This window comes from Phenylobacterium sp. (genome assembly GCF_041916435.1).
Lineage (GTDB): Bacteria > Pseudomonadota > Alphaproteobacteria > Caulobacterales > Caulobacteraceae > Phenylobacterium.
In genome coordinates this window covers 1-18836 of the sequence record NZ_JAYRZM010000008.1, presented here as the reverse complement: position 1 = coordinate 18836, position 18836 = coordinate 1, and the positions used below count along the sequence as shown (strand labels likewise).

18 protein-coding genes are annotated in these 18836 nt (G+C 65.9%); 4 read left to right on the top strand and 14 right to left on the bottom strand.

Features of this window, described 5'->3' with window-relative positions:
* Positions 1 to 24: 24 nt before the first annotated feature.
* Positions 25 to 1284, bottom strand: a complete 1260-nt coding sequence (locus ACE3TA_RS21085) for a hypothetical protein (RefSeq protein ID WP_374576311.1) — start codon at positions 1282 to 1284, stop codon at positions 25 to 27.
* Positions 1285 to 1400: 116 nt separating this feature from the next.
* Between ACE3TA_RS21085 and ACE3TA_RS21080 the strand changes: the two genes are divergently transcribed.
* Positions 1401 to 1763, top strand: a complete 363-nt coding sequence (locus ACE3TA_RS21080; RefSeq protein ID WP_374576310.1) for a hypothetical protein — start codon at positions 1401 to 1403, stop codon at positions 1761 to 1763.
* Between the two features lie 117 nt (positions 1764 to 1880).
* On the opposite strand, the gene ACE3TA_RS21075 is transcribed toward ACE3TA_RS21080, so the two are convergent.
* The 3 genes from ACE3TA_RS21075 to ACE3TA_RS21065 all read right to left on the bottom strand — a co-directional run bounded on the left by ACE3TA_RS21075 (position 1881) and on the right by ACE3TA_RS21065 (position 4720).
* Positions 1881 to 2243, bottom strand: coding sequence for a hypothetical protein (locus ACE3TA_RS21075; protein ID WP_374576309.1), 363 nt, complete (start codon positions 2241 to 2243; stop codon positions 1881 to 1883).
* A 106-nt stretch (positions 2244 to 2349) separates the two neighbouring features.
* Complete coding sequence (locus ACE3TA_RS21070) at positions 2350 to 3111, bottom strand: hypothetical protein (protein WP_374576308.1); 762 nt, start codon at positions 3109 to 3111, stop codon at positions 2350 to 2352.
* A gap of 271 nt (positions 3112 to 3382) precedes the next feature.
* Positions 3383 to 4720, bottom strand: a complete 1338-nt coding sequence (locus ACE3TA_RS21065; protein ID WP_374576307.1) for a transposase — start codon at positions 4718 to 4720, stop codon at positions 3383 to 3385.
* A 499-nt stretch (positions 4721 to 5219) separates the two neighbouring features.
* Here ACE3TA_RS21065 and ACE3TA_RS21060 point away from each other — a divergent pair, with 499 nt between their 5' ends.
* A complete protein-coding gene (locus tag ACE3TA_RS21060; RefSeq protein ID WP_374576306.1) occupies positions 5220 to 6473 on the top strand; it encodes a type II toxin-antitoxin system HipA family toxin in 1254 nt (417 codons plus the stop codon).
* A gap of 2 nt (positions 6474 to 6475) precedes the next feature.
* On the opposite strand, the gene trbB is transcribed toward ACE3TA_RS21060, so the two are convergent.
* The 3 genes from trbB to mobQ are packed head-to-tail and all read right to left on the bottom strand — an operon-like array spanning position 6476 to position 10949.
* The gene (gene trbB / locus ACE3TA_RS21055; protein ID WP_374576305.1) at positions 6476 to 7429 is read right to left on the bottom strand and encodes a P-type conjugative transfer ATPase TrbB; all 954 of its coding nucleotides are present in this window, start codon (positions 7427 to 7429) and stop codon (positions 6476 to 6478) included.
* 24 nt (positions 7430 to 7453) lie between these two features.
* Positions 7454 to 9445, bottom strand: coding sequence for a type IV secretory system conjugative DNA transfer family protein (locus ACE3TA_RS21050; RefSeq protein WP_374576304.1), 1992 nt, complete (start codon positions 9443 to 9445; stop codon positions 7454 to 7456).
* A 7-nt stretch (positions 9446 to 9452) separates the two neighbouring features.
* The gene (mobQ, locus tag ACE3TA_RS21045; protein WP_374576303.1) at positions 9453 to 10949 is read right to left on the bottom strand and encodes a MobQ family relaxase; all 1497 of its coding nucleotides are present in this window, start codon (positions 10947 to 10949) and stop codon (positions 9453 to 9455) included.
* A gap of 264 nt (positions 10950 to 11213) precedes the next feature.
* Between mobQ and ACE3TA_RS21040 the strand changes: the two genes are divergently transcribed.
* The gene (locus ACE3TA_RS21040) at positions 11214 to 11897 is read left to right on the top strand and encodes a hypothetical protein (RefSeq protein WP_374576302.1); all 684 of its coding nucleotides are present in this window, start codon (positions 11214 to 11216) and stop codon (positions 11895 to 11897) included.
* Here ACE3TA_RS21040 and ACE3TA_RS21035 read toward each other — a convergent pair whose 3' ends face one another.
* From ACE3TA_RS21035 to ACE3TA_RS21010, 6 genes are all read right to left on the bottom strand, one after another.
* Complete coding sequence (locus ACE3TA_RS21035; RefSeq protein ID WP_374576301.1) at positions 11898 to 12608, bottom strand: cell wall hydrolase; 711 nt, start codon at positions 12606 to 12608, stop codon at positions 11898 to 11900.
* 122 nt (positions 12609 to 12730) lie between these two features.
* Complete coding sequence (locus ACE3TA_RS21030; RefSeq protein ID WP_374576300.1) at positions 12731 to 13282, bottom strand: S26 family signal peptidase; 552 nt, start codon at positions 13280 to 13282, stop codon at positions 12731 to 12733.
* A 212-nt stretch (positions 13283 to 13494) separates the two neighbouring features.
* A complete protein-coding gene (locus ACE3TA_RS21025) occupies positions 13495 to 14478 on the bottom strand; it encodes a ParB/RepB/Spo0J family partition protein (RefSeq protein ID WP_374576299.1) in 984 nt (327 codons plus the stop codon).
* Positions 14479 to 14535: 57 nt separating this feature from the next.
* The gene (locus ACE3TA_RS21020; protein WP_374576298.1) at positions 14536 to 15741 is read right to left on the bottom strand and encodes an AAA family ATPase; all 1206 of its coding nucleotides are present in this window, start codon (positions 15739 to 15741) and stop codon (positions 14536 to 14538) included.
* 309 nt (positions 15742 to 16050) lie between these two features.
* On the bottom strand, positions 16051 to 17016 hold the full coding sequence (locus tag ACE3TA_RS21015) for a replication initiator protein A (protein WP_374576297.1): 966 nt from the start codon (positions 17014 to 17016) through the stop codon (positions 16051 to 16053).
* 172 nt (positions 17017 to 17188) lie between these two features.
* Positions 17189 to 17548 (bottom strand): single-stranded DNA-binding protein, encoded by a 360-nt coding sequence (locus ACE3TA_RS21010; RefSeq protein ID WP_374576296.1) that lies wholly within the window; start codon positions 17546 to 17548, stop codon positions 17189 to 17191.
* Positions 17549 to 18089: 541 nt separating this feature from the next.
* Here ACE3TA_RS21010 and ACE3TA_RS21005 point away from each other — a divergent pair.
* Positions 18090 to 18215 carry a hypothetical protein gene (locus ACE3TA_RS21005; RefSeq protein ID WP_374576295.1) on the top strand — a complete coding sequence of 42 codons (126 nt, stop codon included), beginning with the start codon at positions 18090 to 18092 and terminating at the stop codon, positions 18213 to 18215.
* Positions 18216 to 18252: 37 nt separating this feature from the next.
* On the opposite strand, the gene ACE3TA_RS21000 is transcribed toward ACE3TA_RS21005, so the two are convergent.
* Complete coding sequence (locus ACE3TA_RS21000) at positions 18253 to 18759, bottom strand: mobile mystery protein A (protein WP_374576294.1); 507 nt, start codon at positions 18757 to 18759, stop codon at positions 18253 to 18255.
* Between the last annotated feature and the right edge of the window lie 77 nt (positions 18760 to 18836).

Below are 18836 nucleotides of genomic sequence, written 5' to 3'. Positions count from 1 at the left end.
TGGCGGCCCGCACCCGTCGCTTTTTTACCTCACTACCTTGTCGGTGCCGAAGTCGTTGCAGACGTCACCTGGTTGCAGCCAGGACGCGCTACACGGGGGCCGGAGGACGAACGGAGCAGAATCGCTTTCACGCAACGGAGCCGGCTGCCGGTTACGCCGCACTGCCGCCGCCCGCCGCTCATAATCGGCGACTTCATCGCCAAAGACCACGCGGCAATCCCGCCCACCGCTTTGCAGGACATCATAGCAGACGTCGCCCCGGCGATTGCCCGCCATGGGCCGCGTGAACACCCACCAGAGGCGTGCGGCATCTCCATCTCCCCACCAGCGAAGCACGGCGGGGCCATCTTCTCGACTGCCGCCGGCGAGTGACGGCAAGGCCATGGCGTCGTCCGGGATCGCCTTCGTCGTTCCGGTCACGTCGCCCGCATAGGTTTTGCCTGTCGGTAATTGCCCGGTCTCCGCGTCAAACAGCATGGCCATCGTGATGTTCTTGGTACGCGAGTAGAAGCTCGGCACCACCACTGGGCTTGAGAAGTCTCCGTTATGCGGCCGCAGTTCCAGTGCGCGCAGTTCCGCATCCGGTGCCCAGGCTTTGGCCACGGCAATGGCGAGGGCGACGTTGGAGGCCATATCCCTGCCTGAGCCGTTTGCAGCCTCGATCATCGCATCGACCTGCCTCCTGGCGTTCGGTCCGATGGGTCGGAACCACAGGATCTTCTGCTGCATCATCGCGACCATGCCGCCGCCCGTCACCGGGAGCCACTGACCCTCGTCGTTCCATCCCTGACCTGAGACGAAGCGCAAGCCCGCCCCGCTCGCCGACATCTGTCCGCGGTCGATATGAAAGGCATAATCGTCATCGGCGATGCCGTCGCGAACGATCGCGACATAGCTGCCGTCCGGCGCCACACGCAGCCCGATCACGCCGGACGACTTTTCCATATTGGGCTGGAAGACCGCCACCGACCAGGTGCCGCAGAAATGGCCGATGCCCGAGCGGTCACCGGCATCCGCCGGGCGCGCCACACCTCGGCGCATGCGGTCTACCCAGAACTCGAAACTCCGCCAGCGCGGGTCGTCGCTTGCGATCGTCCCTCCCGTCGCAGGAGGGATAACGCAATCGCCTGCCTGCTCCAGCTTTTCATCAGATTGTGAGAGTTGCTGCGCCACAGCTGGCGTGCGCGCATTGGCGGTTTCATGTCCGTTTTTTGCGGCATCGCAGGCGCTGACCATGAATGCCAAAAGCATCGTGGCTGACACGGAAACCCTGAACTGCGCCATGATAGCACCCCCTTCAGATAGAGGTTTCTAGCAGCCTCCATTTCTTTCGACAATAGATATGTTATAAGGGCGTCGAGCTTTGTCGGAGCGCTGCGTTGAACAGAGGGACATGGGTCGTGAAGGATGACGAAGAACTGCCAATCGACCCTACGAAGCTCTACTTCGTGCGGATCGTCGAGACTCGCGCGGCCGTGGGCCTGTTCTGGTCGGGGTGGCACGGGTTGCAACTGCTGATCCCGCGCCACATTGATCAAAGGCGCTGCGAAGTGGCGGAGATTGAGCCGCTGGCTGGCATGCTGTTCATGGATGGGCCGGATTTTCGCCAGCAGGCCGTTGCGGAAGGCTATGAGCACCGTTGTGCGTTGACGGACGGTCTTGCTCAGCAGCTCTTCGACGACGATGGCAGGGTGTTTGGATTGCCGCTGACGTTCGAACCGCTCTGTCGGGTGTTCGGCCCCGGGGAGGATACTGCGACATAGGATTACAACCGGCTTTGCGCCGAGCGGTATGCCCTTCGGGCAGGCGTTGCGCGGGCGAAACGGCGCTGTCTGCCATGAGTGGGCGGCGCTCGGTTTCTAACTTCCATTGAGCGTTGCTCAGGAACCGGGATCAATGATCATGACGCTGACGGAGACCAACAGAAAGACCGGGATGATATTAGCGACGGCGATCGCCGATGCGCATCGTCTCGCGCCTCGGGCCCGAACGATGCCGACAGCAGCAATGAAGCAAAGAAGCGCCACGGCCGCATACTGGCCGATCATCATCCGTTCCCGGATGTCCGTGCCGACCGCATGATGGTCTGTCACGAAAGGACCCAAGAGAATCGCAAGACCCCACGGTATGATCATGAACAATAGGGCATGCAGACGACGCCGTGCCTCGGGTGCCTTCGGAAAGGAGCGGACAACGACCACAATGGATCCGATCCACGCGAGAAGCAGGGCCCAAATAAGCATCGGAAGCTGTCTCCTCCTGTCCTAGGGGCGCCCGCCGTCCCGGTCTCGCGAAAGACTCTGGCCCATCGGAAGATCGTAAGGAAGTGTTCGGCATTGAACCGGGAATCTACTTGCCGAGGCGCTGAAACACCCTGATCATTCGGTCGATCGGCTCCTGATCGAACACTTGGTCGGTATCGTTCCGCCGCGGATAGGTGGTCACCAGCAGCAGAGGAATGTCTGCTACACTGGCTGAGCATGTCGCCTGAGGGCTTTCAGCGACCGGCCGGGCCATGCAGAAGGCCAGGAGATTTTCCTGGCCACCAAAGCTGGTTCTGGCCGATGATCCGGTCGGCAGGCCAACGATATCCATCGTTTCGTCCAAAATCCTCTTTCCGCCCGCAGCGTCGGGCTTGCCCGGCCTCGCGATCGGCTTCCTGAGATAATAGACGGTAACCGGGGGGTCGCCCACGAAGGAAATCGTTGCGCGCCCGACATAGCTGGCGCCGGCTGGCGGATCGATATTGACTTCATATTGCGTCACCCGGCTTCCGCCTGCGCCGCTTCCGATGGGCGGCAGGATGCTGGCGAGCATGTTGGCAGCCTGCTGACGAGCTGGCGTGGGAGCTGGCGCCTGAGCGGGCGCGGCCCCCTCTGAAAGCTGCAGCGCTTCCTGAGCGACTCCATTGACGCGGTCGCTGGTGGATCTGTCCTTATCCAGTTCAGCGATGACTGCCCGCCAGCCTGACGAATTGGCGCTGGAGGCGCCCCCTATCAGCTTCGGTGACCCCACGTCTTCGCTTTCGGCAGCCTGCCGATTCTGCTCGGGCGCCCGACCGCAAGCTCCCAGAGCGATAACCGCGTATATCATGATCACATGTCGCTTCATCCGAGCCTCCCAATTCCAGGCGGCTCTTTTTACACGCGTATTGTCATAAGAAAAGTGGCAAACTGTCTGAGGTGCAGGAACTCGGCCCCCAAAGCGCGTTACTTCTGAAGCTACCGATGGAATTCGCCTAGATTTGCTCGTACTGGGCTGGCGGCGAGATTCGCGAGAAATGTCCGGTTTCGGCGGGAACCGTCGTTGGCGGATGTCACCGAGAATGACGGGTTTGTCCCAATCACGGCCATCAGCAGCCAGTCATGAATTCACTCGCCAGCTATAGCGGTGTGTTGATCCTCGGGCTGCTCAGATCGGTAGAGCGCGAAGCTGACTGAACTGCGATATCCTTCGTCGGGGTGGCTCGAACAGGGTTCTGGTAGCGCCCGCGAGGCTTTGACCGATCCGGGCGAGGCGGGGCTCTCCAAGGATTGCGACCAAGAGCGCGTTCCTTAAGAATTTTTGCATTCGCCATAGCGACAAATGCGCGCCCAGCGCTGCCGGCGACGCAGGGGGGAAAAGCGAGGCTGTCGGAGACAGCCTCGTCGATCAACAATCCGACGATGAGATATGCCGCGAGCCAGGAGCGAGCGAGTTGGCCATCGCGTGCCGGGAGATCGTCGATCCCGAGCCCACTCTTAAGCCGTTTGAACGCAAGTTCGATTTGCCAACGCAGACGGTAGGTTGCGATCGCATTGTCCGAAGACATTTCCCGCGCAGGTACCGAGGTCAATAATAGCAGGAAATCCGCCGACGCGACTGTCAATGGATTGGGCTGCGCGGCCACCCGCTGCTTCCTTCTATGGTCAAACCATATCGCCTTGCGTGTTCGTTCCGAAGCAGCCTCGTCTTTGCGCCGAATGATCAGACGGGCCCGGAACGTCGAGACGCCCGACGTTTCTCGCTTGCGACCGGAACGATCAACCAGCACTTCGTGTTCGGCGACGTCGCCCGGTTGCATTCCGGCGTAGATCGCGTTCCAGTCCAGCCGCGCGCCATTCGGTGTAAGCAATCGGATTGTCGACCAGCCGATCCGCATGATGAAGTCCGCCCCCATCTCGCGCACGTGCAGCAAGCCCGGCGTTCTGGCATATCCTCGGTCCGCCAGGACGAGATCACCCTTCTCGAATGTATGGCGCGATAGACTCTCACCGCCATGCGTATCGCTGATCTCAAGCTGGCTGAATCGGCCCTCTGCGGGGTCGTATGTTGCGTGCAGGCGCCAGTTTGCGCCGCCCTTGCCCGGTGAGCGGATCACGCTGCCATCCACCACCCGCAGCCGTCGCGCGGCAAGCCGGCCGCGGATATTCGCGTCTAGCAAGGATGCGGCAACATGGCTCAACCAGTCGTTCGCCCCTTTGAGGCGCTTCAATAGCCCCACATCCGACAGATGTGCGATACCGCATCCCGCCGCCCATGCCGCTGCGGATCGTAGGCTCATCCCGCCTGGCCCATAGGCCAGTGCCAGACGGAGCATGGTCGCACCGTCCCTTACCACCCGTCTGCGCTTCAACGCGCCGTGCTCACGCGCACTTTGATCGAGATCGAGATTGTCCGGCAAACGCGACAGTAACTCACGCCACGCAATGTCGAAATGGGGATGGGTTTCGGAGTCCATCCTCCTCATGAATCACAGACTGATTCTTGCCGTCCACCCCTAAGTTAGCGCCTATGGGAAGCCCTTCCCCTCCCCCCGCCAATAGATGCGATTTCGTCTGCACCCGTAATTCGCGATATTTGGACAATTATCTTGCAAAATACCCGAGAACTGGCCATATATGGACAGTGCTAAAAACGCCCTCCGAAATCCTGCAAGACCTCGCTGGGCGCATCAAAGCGCGTCGGGTCGCCTTGGGCTGGCCACAGCTGGAGGCGGCTCAGCGGGCCGGCGTCGCCTACCGGACTTGGCGGCGTTTGGAGACCGAAGGTCAAGCCTCGCTGGAGGACATGGTCAAGGCCGCTGTCGCCCTGCGCTGCGAGGATGCGCTGGGCGCGCTGTTCCCCCTCCCCGCGGCCAGCAGCCTCGATGCGCTCCTGGCGCAGCAGGCGGCCGGCGCCGCGACACGGCCGGCGCGTGTGCGGGCGCCCAGGTCACGATCTGCGAAGGCGCTCCGCCCATGAAGCTGGCGCCCGGAACCCCGCTGGCCGCCAACCTGACCTTTGGCGAGGACCAGCCCTCTCTCCCCGTCGGCCGGCTGGCCATGGCCAGCGGCCTGGCGCAGCTGGAATGGTCGCCGGAGCTGATCGCCGCGCCACTCCCCGTTTCGGCCCTGCTCTATCCACCGGAACCTGGCCTGCATCCCGCGCGCGGCCGGGAGTTTGAAGGTCTGCACGGCTTTCTGGCTGACAGCCTGCCCGAAGGCTGGGGCTTCCTGGTCATGCGGCGACGCTTGAGCAAGCTCGGGGTCGCCATCGAGACGCTGAGCGCCCTGGATCGCCTGGCCCTGGTCGGCGACCACGGCCGCGGCGCCCTCACCTACCGCCCGGCGACCGCGCCGCCGCCGGAAGTCGAAAGCCTCGACCTCGACGCCCTGGCCGCCGAGTCGACGGCGATCCTGACCGGCCACGAGGGCGCGCTCGCCGACACCCTGGCCACCCTGGCGGGCGGCTCGGGCGGCGCGCGGCCCAAGGTTCACGTCGGGTTCGACGCCGAAGGACGGGTCTCGGTCTCCGAAGGCGAGACCGCCGCCGGCCACGAGGCCTGGATCGTCAAGTTCGCCGCGACCAACGATCCACCCGACATCGGCCCCATCGAAGCGGCCTACGCGGCGATGGCCGTGGCCGCCGGTCTGGACATGGCCCCCTATCGCCTGCTGCCGTCAAAGACGGGGCCCGGCTATTTCGCCACCCGCCGGTTCGATCGGCCAGAGCCTGGTCGGCGCCTGCACATGGTCTCGCTCAGCGGCGCGGTCGAGTCGCCGTGGCGCACGCCCGCAAGCTACGATCTTTTCCTGCGCGCGACCCTGGCCATCACCCGCCACGCTGACGACCTGCACGCCGCCTTCCGGCGCATGGTCTTCAATGTGCTGGCCAGCAATCGCGACGATCACACGCGCCAGCACAGCTACCTGATGGACGAAGCCGGTGGATGGCGGCTCGCCCCAGCCTACGACCTGACCTATTCGGCGGGGCCGGGCGGCGAGCACTATCTCGACGTCGAGGGCGAGGGCAAAAACCCGACCCGCGAGCAGGTGCGCAGCCTCGGACGTCGCCATGGCCTGCCCGATCGGCTGATCGACACCATCATCGACGAGGTCCGCGCCGCCGTGGCAGACTGGGCGCGCTACGCCGAGGAGGCCGGCGTCACCAAGGCGTCGCGCGCGGAGATCGCCGCCGCCCACCAGGACGTGGCCGCCCGCTTCTCGGCTTGAACCTAAGCGGCCTGGACGATGTAGCCGTCCTCCCCCCAGCCGGTCACCCGCATCAGCTCCGACACCCGCCGGCCGCCCGGCGTTCGCGCAATATGGATGACCAGGTCGATCGCTTGGCCGATGGCCCGGTGCGGGATGCGCTGCGTCACCTCGCCGATGAGGTCCTCGAGGCGGCTCAGGCCCTCCGCGGCGCTGTTGGCGTGCAAAGTCGCCAGCCCGCCCGGGTGACCGGTGTTCCACGCCTTCAGCAGGTCCAGCGCCGAGCCGTCACGGACCTCGCCGATCACAATGCGGTCCGGCCGCAGGCGCAGCGTGTCGCGCACCAGGTCGGTCATGGTCACGGCCGGCTCGGTCCGCTTGGTCAGCATCTGGATCTGGTCGGCCGCCGAGCATTGCAGTTCAGCGGTGTCCTCGATCAGCACCACCCGGTCGCCGGCGAAGGCCGGCTCGGCGAGGACCGCATTGGCCAGGGTCGTCTTGCCCGAGCCCGTACCGCCCACGATCAGCAGATTCTGGCGCGCCTCGGCGGCGGCCCGGATCGTGTCCGCCTGAGCCTCGCTCATCATGCCGCCGTCGACATAGTCCCCCAAGGTGAACACCACCTCCGGCCGCTTGCGAATGGCGAAGGCCGGCCGCGCCACGACCGGCATGAAGGCGCCCTGGAAGCGCTCGCCAGTCTCCGGAAGGGTGGCGCTAACCCGCGGGCGGTCGCGGGTAACCACTTCGCCCGCGTGATCGGCCAGCAGCCGCAGGATGCGGTCGGCGTCGGCCGCCGCCAGCAGCTCGCCCGTCCACGACCGCCCCTCCCCGATACGGTCGATCCAGATCTTGCCGTCCGGGTTGACCATCACCTCGACCACCAGCCGGTCGGCCAGGGCCTTGGCGATCACCGGCCCCATGGCCTGGCGCAATGCGGCGACCTTGCGATCAAGAACATCGGGATGGCGTTCGGTCATGACGGACTCGCGAAGATTGGGGGATCAGAGGCTGCCGTCGTCATCTTCGGCCCGCAGAGCCGCGACAGGGGCCAGAGTGAGGTAGTCGGCGGCCAAAACCGCCTCCGGGGCGTCAGGGGCCCCTGGAGCGCCCTCAGCGGCGCTGTAGCGGGGCTTGGGGACTCGAACGCCGGCGAACGCCTCTGGCGGCGCGCAGACGGCCCGAACGCCCCGCCAGTCGATGCTGGCGGGCCCCGGCAGGTCCGCCGCGCCGGGCCGCTGCTCATAGCTCGCCGGCACGCCGTGGAAATAGTCGCCGGTGCGCGCCTTGAAGAAGGGCTCTTCGTAGTAGCGGATCTTGTCGGCCAGGATCGGCTTGGTGTTGTTGACGAACAGGAACTGCTTGCGGTCGTCGAGGCCGCGCACGTCCTCCTCCGACAGGATGTAGCGCTGCTGCTCCGACTGTGAGGTCGATCGATGGGCCCGGCCGAACAGGCTGCGCGGGTCACTGTAGCTCTCCCGCATCTCCAGCGCCTTGCCGGCCCGCCGGGTGACCTTCTCGATACTGGTCGGCTCCGACGTCGCGAAGGTCGCGGTGATATGCATGTTGTCGAATAACGGTGTTTTGTCACCGTACTTGGAGAACACGTCGTTGAAGCTCTGGCAGACCAGATGGGCGGTGATCCCGTAGCCGGCCATCTCGCCCATGGCGTTCTCGAGGAACGGCAAACTGCCGAGCTTCGGAAACTCGTCGAGCAACAGTAGCAGCCGGTGTCGCTTGCGCCGACGACGGCTGTCATAGTGCTCCTGCTCCATCAGGCTGTTCACGCTCTGCCGGATGAACACCCGCACCAGGAAGGCCAAGCGATCGGCGTGGGCCTGTGGCGTGATCAGGTAGAAGGTCACCGGAGCCTCGGCGCACACCAGGTCGCCGATCGAGAAGTCCGACCAGCTGGTGGCGTATTCCACCAGGGGATCAGCCCACAGCGACAGCGAAGCGCGGCAGGTCGCCAGGACGTTGGACTTCACACGCTCATCCATGCCGGCCAGAGCCGTCGCCCCCAGCCGCACCTCCGGATGGACCTCGGGGATGGGCGCGCCGCCCTCGTCGCGCGCCAGGCCATCGGCGGCGTGATAATCGGGCCGATAGCGATGCTGGGTATGCAGCATGGCGTGAAGCGTCGGTTCGATGTCGATCAGCAGCCGGCGGACCTGGGCGAGGTTCTTGCGCTCGTCAGCCTCGCTGTAGAGGACGTGCAGGATCACCGCGGTGAAGAAGTCGGTGGCGCTCTGGTCCCAGAAATTGAGGTCGCCCGCTTTGCGCCCCAAGGGGTCGACGAGGATGCCGACCACGTTCTGGATATCTGCGATCTCCATCGGACCCTTGCGGACCTCGAACAGCGGATTCCAGCGGACCGTGTTGGGGTCGGTCGGGGCGAAGTAGAAGACATGGCTGAACGTCTTCCGATGGTCAGCGGTGATGTGCCAAAGCTCGCCCTTGCGGTCGTAGACGAAGGCGCTTTCCGGCCAGGCGACCAGCGTCGGCACGACATGGCCCGCCCCCTTCCCGCTCCGCGAGGCCCCGACGATGATTGCATGCTCAGGGCCGCCATAGGTCAGGTAGCGGCCCTTGAACCGACCGAGCACGCGGCCTCGGATTTGAGCGCCCTGGCCGAACAGTTTGGCCCGCGCCACGTCGGCCAAATCCGCCCAGGCGTCGCGGCCGAAAGCCTTTGGCGCACGCCTTGAGCCGCGGGTCGCGACCGCCGTCAAAAGGATCGGCGCCATCGCGACGGCGAGCCCCGTCAGACCCGCGCCGTCGAACAGGCGCGGATAACGCGGCTGCAGGGCCAGATACCATTCCACGAAGGCCCAAGGCCGATAGAGACGGATGGGGCCAAAGTCTGCCCACCCTGCCCCCAGGGCAGCCGCATAATGCAGCCCGTGCGCCGCCTGCTGCGTCGCCCAGGCGAGGCCCAAGAGGATCGACAGGATCGCGATCGGCGCCACCAGAACGAGACGTTGAGACGTGCTCATTGGCCCCTCATCGCCCCGGAAGGATGCCGCGGCCGATGGTCTGGCCCATCGAACGATTGACCCGCTCGACCGCCAGCGCCCGCGCTTGCGCCGGGTAGCGCATCAGCGCGGCTCGAGCCGGGCCGCCGACCTCGCGGATGAACCGGGTTTCGTCCGGAAGGCGGGACGGCACCTGCAGTTCCTTTTGGCCGAGCGCCTGGGCGACCCGTAGGTCGTTGTAGGCCCGCGTTGCGCCCTCGATGCGCTTGTCGATCCGCTTGATCTTGCGCTCCAAAGTGCGCCTCTGGCGGGCCACGTCGCCGGCCTTCTCCAACTGAGGGCCCCGGCGCGCGGCGACATAAGCTTGTCCCGCCGGTGAGGCGATCCAGGCGACGCGCACCTGCACCCCGACTTCGGCGCGCTTGGCCGCGGCGCGGGCCCGGCCGAGGGCGTTGAGCTCCGCATGCTTGGCCCAGATCATGCGCGCCGGATTGCGGATCCACTGCACCAGGGCCAAGCGTCGCTGACGCACCTGCGTGACCCTCTGTTCGGTCTGCCGCAGTCGAAGTTTTGCCGCCGCCAAGTCGGCCTGGGCGGGCTGAATGAGCTCCCGCTCCAATGCCCGCACGCTGTCGATCTTCGGCAAGACGAGCGCCGCGCGTTCGGCCGCCCACTTGTCGCGCTCGGCCACCATCCGCGCCCGCATCTGCTCGGTCTCGGTCGTTAGCTTCGCGACCGGAACGGCGATCACCGGCGCCTCGCGAACCAGCCGGTCGGCGGTCGCCTGGAAGTCCGTCCGCAGTTCCTTGCGCTTGGCGTTATGGGCGTTGGTGTCGCGGTTCTGCTGACCCCGTTCCGAAGCGATGTCCTTGCGCTCAAGCGCGCTCGCGGTCGGCCCCAGATGTACCCCGGGCTCGCGGTCTGAGCCCTGCTCCGCCAGGGACAGGTGCGAGACTTGCGGAGCGTCCGGACCAAGGTGTCGGCGCAGGTGCTCGTTCTGAATATCCGCCCACGCCGAACGCCACTCGCGAACCGCCTTTGGGCTCCACCATTCGGCGGGCTTCTTTCCAAAACCGTCCGGGGTCACAGAGCGCGTCGTAACCAGGATGTGGGCGTGGAAATTGCGCTCGTCACCCGCCTTGCCCGGCCGGTGCATGGCGACGTCGGCGACCATGCCACGCGCCACCAGCTGGTCGGCGACGAAAGCCTCCACGAGGGCGCGCCGTTGCGCGAAATCGAGCTCGTGCGGCAGGGACACCAACAGCTCCCTCGCGGGCACGGCGTCCTTCCGCTTCTCGGCGTCTTCGGCCGCGTTCCAGAGCGTCTGCCGGTCGCTGAAGGCGGCCGGGGCGTCGGCCGGCGCCATGATCGCGGCAAACTCAATGTCGCCCTTCGATCCGAAGTCGAACTCCATCGCCAGGCGCTCGTCGATCAGCCGGTCGCCAGAGCGATAGGCCGCCGCGGCGACAGCAGATCGGCCGGCCGATCTTTGGATGGTTTGGACCTCTAGTCGGTACTGCGCCATGCGCCCTCCTCCGGCCTCGCCGCCTTGGCCCCTGCCGGGATCGCTAAGGGCTGCGCCCTTGGCCCAAGGCTTCCCATCGATCGTTGGCTGGAGGGGCCTTGAGGGTGTCGGGCGAGGCCTGACCGCAGGGTTGGTGGGCGCAGCACATCCAACCCGTAACTGCGCCCTTGTGATGAATGACGATGAACCCCGGCATAGACCGATTTGCACTTTCGTGGCAGCTTAACGCCGTTTCGTGCTTTTTTGTCCCGGAAAGGCCGCGTCATGACCAAGGTCGATAAGCGCCGGCGGAACGCCCGTCCCTCGAAGTACAAACCACGCTCGCCCGCCCAACTGGCTCGCAAACGAGAGCTCTGGGCGGCCCGATCAAACGACCGCGACAGGGCCAAGCGCGTCGACGAAGAGGCTGCCCTGACCGAGCGGCTAGCCGAGCTGGAGACCGCGCTCAGAGAGGCGGGGCAGGACGGCGTCCACAAGCAGCGGCACGTCACCCCGCTCGAAGACATTGCCGATGACGCCAAGCGGTTCCACGTCCTGAAAGCCCGCGTCGAACGCCTCGAAGCCCTCTGGTCGATCAACAAGCGCAGACGCGAAACGCGCGGCAAAATCATCATCGGCGGCGCTCTGCTCGCTGAAGCCGGCGACGCGCATTTCGCTGGGGATGACGAGCTTCTCGCCCGCCTGGTCGACATCCTTGACCGCCGTGTCGAGCGGGTTCGTGACCGCCTGACGGTCCGCGAACTCCTGGGCAATGTGCCCCTGCCCCTGCGCCCCGGCGGCGACCTGGATGAGGACGCTGAAAGCGCCCTTCAAGCGGCCGGAGAGCGCCTGCCAGACTTCGATCTGATGGCCGAAACAGCGCTTGCCCAGGAGGACCCCGACGCCCTGGCGCCGAGCGATTTCGACCCCGACTATGCTGGCCTCGATCAGGCTTGGCGCGCCGCCTGATCATTGGTCGGACCCCGCCGCGAGGCCTGGCCCGACCACGAAGATGGCGCGCCCTGGATCGGTGACGGGAGTGGCGCGCAGGCTCCCCTGCCCTGCCCCATTCGGGCTCGCCGACGATGGCGGAACTTCCGGCCCCACGGCCCGATTGTCGCCGACGAAAATTGCCCCGCCCGCCGACTGCCAGGCGGCGGCGGCCGGCGACCCGCGAGGGGTGGAAGTGGGCGCCGGGGCGCGAGTTCCCCGCCCTCCAGCGGACCGCGCTTCGACGTAGAAGCTGTGGGCGCCGATGACCGCAGACGGGCCCGTGTTGCCGAAATTGACCAGGCCTTCGGAGACCTCGCCCCGGCTCGCGCGATCCGCCACGATCTGCGGGTTCTGGAAGAACCGCGCGCCGTTCGTCAGGTCCGGCAGGCGGCCTTCCAGCGACAGGTTCAGGATGGTCTCGATCCGGGCGCGCTGGGCCACGGTCGAGGCCGGCAGACGACGCCAGTCGCCGCCGGCGCGCATGACCGGTTCAAACTGACCGCGCGCATTGATCACCGCCTCGACGGTCGCGCCCCAGCGCCCGTCCTGAACCCTGTTGAGGATCGTATAGACGACAGCGGCCAGGCCGCTGTCGCCCTGATTGCCAGCTTCGGCGAAGGCGACCCGAGTGATCGCTTCGCGGGCCTCCGGTCCGGCCACAAGGGCGGCAAGACCGCTCGTCGCCATAGACGTCGCCGGCCTAGATGAGGCGGGCGTTGGCGGCGAACAATTGACCCCCGCGGGCAAGGGTTGGGCGCTCTGTCCGCGCGCGAGCAGGAGGCACAATCCCGCCAGGGCCGCCGGGTCCATCACCGGTCTCCCGGCTGAGGGCGCGACAGCGCCAGGGGCCGAAACACGCCAAGGATCTCGGCCTGGTTCACGGGACCGAAATAGCGGCTGTCGAAGCTGTTGGGGATGCGGTCGGAGAAGACGAACACCTCGCCGTCGCGAAGCCGGCGGCAGCCATTCCAGCGCGGCAAAACCGCGCCTCGGCGATCGGTGTTCAGGATCGGGGCTCGCACCTCTCCGTTGATCACCAGCCGGTCGTCGCCGGTGCAGACCTGGTCGCCGGAAACGGCGGCGACGGTCTTCAGAACCGGCACGCGGCGTAGGTAGCTCATATGGGGGTCAGCATAGGGAAAGGCTGACGCCGGCACGGGAAATGCGACTACGGCGCCGATCCTCACCGGCGCGGCCTGCCGCAGATAAAGTCCCTCCGGCTCGCTGGCCGTTCTGTTCCACAACACCAGCGGGCGAGCGCCCCCGTCAGTCGCGAGCGACAGCGCGCCGAGCAGCGCCGCGCCGCCGGCCAGGACGCAGGCCAGCGGTGTCCAACGAGGGGCTGTAGGGGAAAGGAACATCGAGTGAGACCGGCGCAGCCAAAACGAGCCGAAGGCTCGGCAGGGCTTGCGGCCGGGATGTGACTCATGCCCGGCGATTGTGGGCAAGGCGCCGGCAGCTGGTCACTGATACCCCGACAATGGGGGCGAGTTGCCCATGGGCAACTTGTCGCGCCGTGGCGCTAGATAGCGGGGTCCACGAGGGGCGAAGGCGGGCGGTTGCCCATGGGCAACTAAGCCTTCGGGCGGACCCTATCGAGTTCGCGCGCGAAGGCGGCCTGGAAGTCCGCGTTGGTGGCTTCGACGTCCAACGACAGTTCGAGCACGACCCGCTTGGCGCCCTTGCGCGCCAGGGTGAACAGGGTCGCCCCAGCGTCGTTGGTGACGTTCACAACGCCCTTGGCGGCCGGCTTCTTGGGCGGCGCCGCTTGAGCGGCGGCCTTCGCCAGCAAGGTGACCACCTTGGCGGCGTCGATCAGCCCCTTCCCGCTGGCCAGGGCCGCAGCCTGAACGCCCGCCAAGCGCTTGGCCTCGGCCATCACTTTCGGACGCGAAGCGTCATTGGCCAGCAGCGGCTTCAGCGTGCGCGCGTGGCGCTCCTTGAGCTGGCGCGGATCTCCAAACGCTTCAACGACATCGGTCGGCAGCTTGCCGAGGTCCAGGAAGCGCGAGAGCCAAGCCTTGGGCACTTCCAGCCGTTGCGCCATGCGCTGGGCGACACCGCCATAGAAGGTTTCGACCGCGTGCCGGTAGTCGAGCGCGCGCTCATAGTCGCTGATGTCCTGGCGCGCACGGTTCTCGACATCCGCCAGGCGGAAGGCCTGCTCATCGGAGAGCTCGCGCTCCTCGATCAGGTAGCGAATCTCGCGATGCTCGACATTGCGCAGATAGCTGATCGACCAATGCCGGCGCGCGCCGCTGATAACCTCGTAGTCGTAGGCCGGGTCATCCTCGACCCGCCGCACGATCGCGGGAAATTCCTGTTCGCCCTGTGCGCGGAGGCTTTCCAGGAGGTCGGCGCAGGACGCCTCGTTGAGCAGGTCGTAGCGGCGATTGTGCCGGCTCCACAATCGGCAGCGGGCCGGATCGACGAGCTTGAGCGTCTTTTCCTTCACATCGCCGGACGTCACCCGCGCCAGCCCGGTCAGGCGGGTGCTTAGGCGCTCTGTCGGGGGCGCCCCACGGTCCACGGTCGGGGTTTCGGTGACCGGAGCCACCAAGCCCGCGAGGATGGAGCGGTTCTTGCCTGTTGTGGATGCCATGACCGCCCTCCCCTACCCTAGTCCAAGCCGACGAAGCTCCGGCCGATGGCTCGGCCAGGCTTTGCGAATAAGCAGTTCGATCTCGCCGTTGAGGCGATCCAGATTGTTGCGGCAGCGCTCATAGGTCTTCGTCGCGGGTCCGCTGAGTTCATAGACCGTGCGCAGCTGGACGTTGGCGTTGTCGATCTCGGCGGAATCGAGCAGCGAGGCCGACAGCATGTCGGCGCCAAACACCGCTTCCATCATGTCGCGGATCTGGGTGTGGGCGCTCTTGCCCTCATCGACCTTGGTCGCGACCACGCGCAGGAAGTGGTAGCCGCGGGCGCCCAGGTGGTTCTGCATCACCTCGAGCGTTTCGACGATCATGCGCAGGAAGTGCGCTGTCGAAGCGAAGTCGACCGTCGATGGCGGGGTGGGAATCAGCAGGGCGTTGGCCGCCCGCAGAACCGCCAACGACAGCATGCCCAAGGCGGGCGGGGGATCGAGTAGGACCACGTCGTAGTCCCCGGCCATACTCTCAACGCCGCGCCGCAGGCGATCGAGCGCGTCCGGATTGCCGCGTAGCCTTGCCGCAGCCTCGTATTCCGCCTGGTAGAGCCCAAGGTTCGCTGGCACCAGGTCAATGCCCGGCCAGGCGGTAGACCGCAGGGCATACTTCAAATCCGGCTCACCGCCGTGACGGAAGAAGGGTAGCAAGGTCTCTTCGTCATCGATGTCGATGTCGGGGTTGAACCCGAAGATGGTCGTGGTGCTGGCCTGGCTGTCGCAGTCGATCACCGCGACCCGGTAGCCCTTCAGCGCCAGGAACTGCGCCACATGGCAGGTGAGCGTGCTCTTGCCGACGCCGCCCTTGAAGTTCTGCACCGCCATGACGATCGGCGGATCGTCAGGCCCGCGCCGCGGGCGCGTACCGAACACGTCGCGCATGTGGTTGACCTCGGACAGGCTGTAGCCTTCCCGCCGTCCCGTTGCGCTCAAGCGAGGCGCGGGGAGGCGGCCATCCGCTTCCGCCTGCCGGATAGCCTCAGAGGTGCGGCCGACCATTTCGGCGGCCTTGGTCACCGAAAATCGTAGATCGACGATCTTCTGTTCACCCGGAGCGAACACCGTCGCCCGCAGTCGGGTGATAACGTCATGCGCGCGGTCGCTGAGCGCTGACATCGCCGCCAGCAGGACCGGCCCGGAAGCGGCGCTTTCAGCTAGGGCTTGCTTCGCCATGGTCCGCCTCCTTTGCAAATATCCGACATCACGCCTGGAATTTGCCAAGTTTTCGGCTCGATACAATGAAGAAAGGGTTAACAGCGCGCCGAGCCTGAACCCTCTTGGTTCAAGGCGACGGCAAGCCAGCCTGTCCGCGGCGGCCGTTAGAAGAGATCTTAGGGATAAGGTTAGACAGAGTTAGGCGCCCTGCCGACGGCAGAAATCCGAGACCCCACAAAGGCTTCTGAAATCGCCTGGTCACTGAAACCCCGAGGGGAGGGTCACCGATCCCCCGACCCGGCGGTCATCGATACCCCGTGGAAAAGGTCACCGATCCCCCGAGGGCGGAACCCGGCGCTTCTCAAACATGGCGTCGACTTGCAACGCCCTGGCGTCCTCGCGCTCGCGACGGGCCGAATCAGCCGCGAGCCGCTCAAGGTCCGCCTTGATGGCGGCGCGCTCTGCGGCGTCGCGGCGGACGAAGTGGATGGCTGGCGAGTTGTCGGCCGTGTTGACGAAGCTGAGGTCGTACTCCGGCAGATCGTTCGCCGCGACGATCCGCTTGAGCAGGTAGTTGAACTGCTTGAGCGGACTCTCGCTTCCGGTCTTGTCGTGCAGCACACTGACGCGGCAGGTCCAGCCGCCGGGCTGGTCGCCGGCGTGCTTGCGGGCGATGCGATAGATGGCGCGCTCGACGCCGCCGGCCAGAGCGAAATAGTCCGGGTGCAGGGTAAGCAAGGAGCGATCCTTGATCACCCCCTCATAGACCCAGTTCGACAGGGTCAGCGTCAGACCCTTGGGCGCGCCCGTCACCGGATCGGAGTCCAAGACCCATTCGTCCAGCCAGCCGAACTGCGCCTTGGTGTTGCGCTTCGAGCCGCGGATGGAGGTCTGGATGGTGGTGGCCTCCAGACGTTGCAGCGCCGCCTGCAGTTCCTTGTAGCCCTTGCCCCCGGTATCCCGCTTGATTGCCTTGAGCAGGTCGTAGCTGGTCGTGTGCAAGGTGCGCGGCAGGTCGTTGACGCCCTGCTCGCGCATCTGGTTGATCCGCGACGTCGCCCAGATGAGGATGTCGGCATCCCAGATCGTGGCGATGCCGAACGCCGGATTAGCGCTGACATGGACCCAGACCTCACCGTCGGGGCTGGTGTATTCGATCGGCTTCAGTCGCTTGCGCTTACTCAGCGAAAAGAACGGTCGCTCCATCACCTCCCGCTGGTCTTTCAGCGGCAGGCTGCTCATCCGCGGGATGAAGAGATCGAACTCCTGTTGTCGAATCGCGCGCTTGGACATCTTGGGCGCCACCATGCTCATTTGTGAGGACGAAGGGTAGGGGAGGGCGCGCCCGGTCGGCCTGGAGGCGACAAGTTGCCCATGGGCAACTTCACCCGGACGCACCCCAAATCCGCCCTTCCTTTCCGGCCTTTGCAGGCCCGCCCGGCGACCGGGCGGGCCCTCTCAAGGCTCAGTCCTCGTCGGAGGCCTCCTGCCGGTCCAGCGACTTCAGCTCGTGCTGCGGGGTCGCCACCACAACCTTCGAGAAGAAGCGCTCCTGGCCGCTCTGGTCGGTGTAGCGGTCGTGGCGAATCTCGCCTTCGACGAACACCTTGGAGCCCTTGGGAAGGTGGCGGCCTTCCAGCCAGCCGACCGTGCCTTGGTTCCAGATCTCCACCTGGTGCCAGGTCGTGTAGTCCTTCCGATCGCCGTCCTTCTTGGTGTAGCGGTTGGTGGCGACCCGCAGGGTAGCGACCTTCTTACCGCCCGAGACGGTGCGGATTTCAGCGTCGGCGCCGGTGAAGCCGATGAGTTGAACCTTGTTGAGCATCACGTTTCTCCAATTGACCGCCGGGAGAAGCCCCGGCGGCTCGCGGTCCCTGCCGCGATCACGCGACCTGCTGGGCCGGGCATAGGGGCTGGGCCAAAGCCCGCGGGGTGTGGAAACCGGCCTGCACAGAGCGCAGCGGCGGAAGGCCGGAGGGTCCGCATCCCGCGCCTCGCGCGCGAGGTCGGCTTTGACCTAGGGCCGCCCGGACGAGGTTCGTGGGATTGATCGCGGGGGACCGCAGTCCGCTGGGCATTTTCTCGGGGTATTGGTGACCGGCCTCAACGGTGAACCGGCTACACACGCTGCAGCATATTCCCCGTCTCGGAGGCCTTGGGTCCCGCCGCCAGCGAGCACCTCCGCATTCCAGACGGCGCGGCGATCAGGGGTCCGCGAGGAGGGCAGGGGATCTAAGGTCCAGGCCAACGTCGCGTGCTTGGCCGACCACTCGGGCGACAGTTCAGAGATTAGGCGCGATCTTGCCCTTGTGACTGAACGCGCGCCTCCAGGTCCTGCGGGCCAAGCCGACGCGCCTTCGAGGGTCGTGAAGCTGGTCGCCCGGTCGTCGGCTGAAGTCAGCCATGGTGCGGGCCTGGACCGCTTGCTGTCCCCTGAAGACGCTCAGGCGCGACTGGGCGCCTATGCGACGCGCGCCGAGGGCGACGAATAGGCGGATAGACCCTGCCGACCTCGCCGGACGCTGACGCTCAGAGGGGATCCCAAAGCCGCCGCCCGCCGCGACGCGCATAGTCTTCGGTCAACCGATCGAGTTCGGCCGCCAGGTCGGCCTCGCTCAGGCCCTGGTTTTCCAAGCGCATGGTGTGGTCGATGCGGGCAAGCCGCGCTTCGGCGACAACACGCGCCCGACTATGGACCATGTCGGCCAACGGCCGGTTCGGCACCAGGACATAGTGCAAGGTACAGTCCAGCGCCGCAGCAGCCTTTTGCAGGCCCGCCAGAGTCAGCGTCCCTGAAACCTCGCCCTGCTCAAGCGCGACTACGGTTGAATGGCTCTTGCCGAGGCGCGCCCCAAACTGGCGGACGGTCAGGCCAAGCGCATCGCGGATCGCCCTCACCCATCCCTTAGGCGGGCGAGGCGACAAGACGCCGACATCCAAGGCGGAAAACCTGCGGTCCAGATGTCGACGCGCGACGGCCGAAGTGTCTGAATGGTTCGACATAATGAACCATAGCCGCTCAGTCTGGTCGATCATAGCCTACCAATATTAGCGACCTTGGACGATCATGACGGACCGCGCGGCGCCGTGTGCGCCGCGCGGTCCCCCGTCAG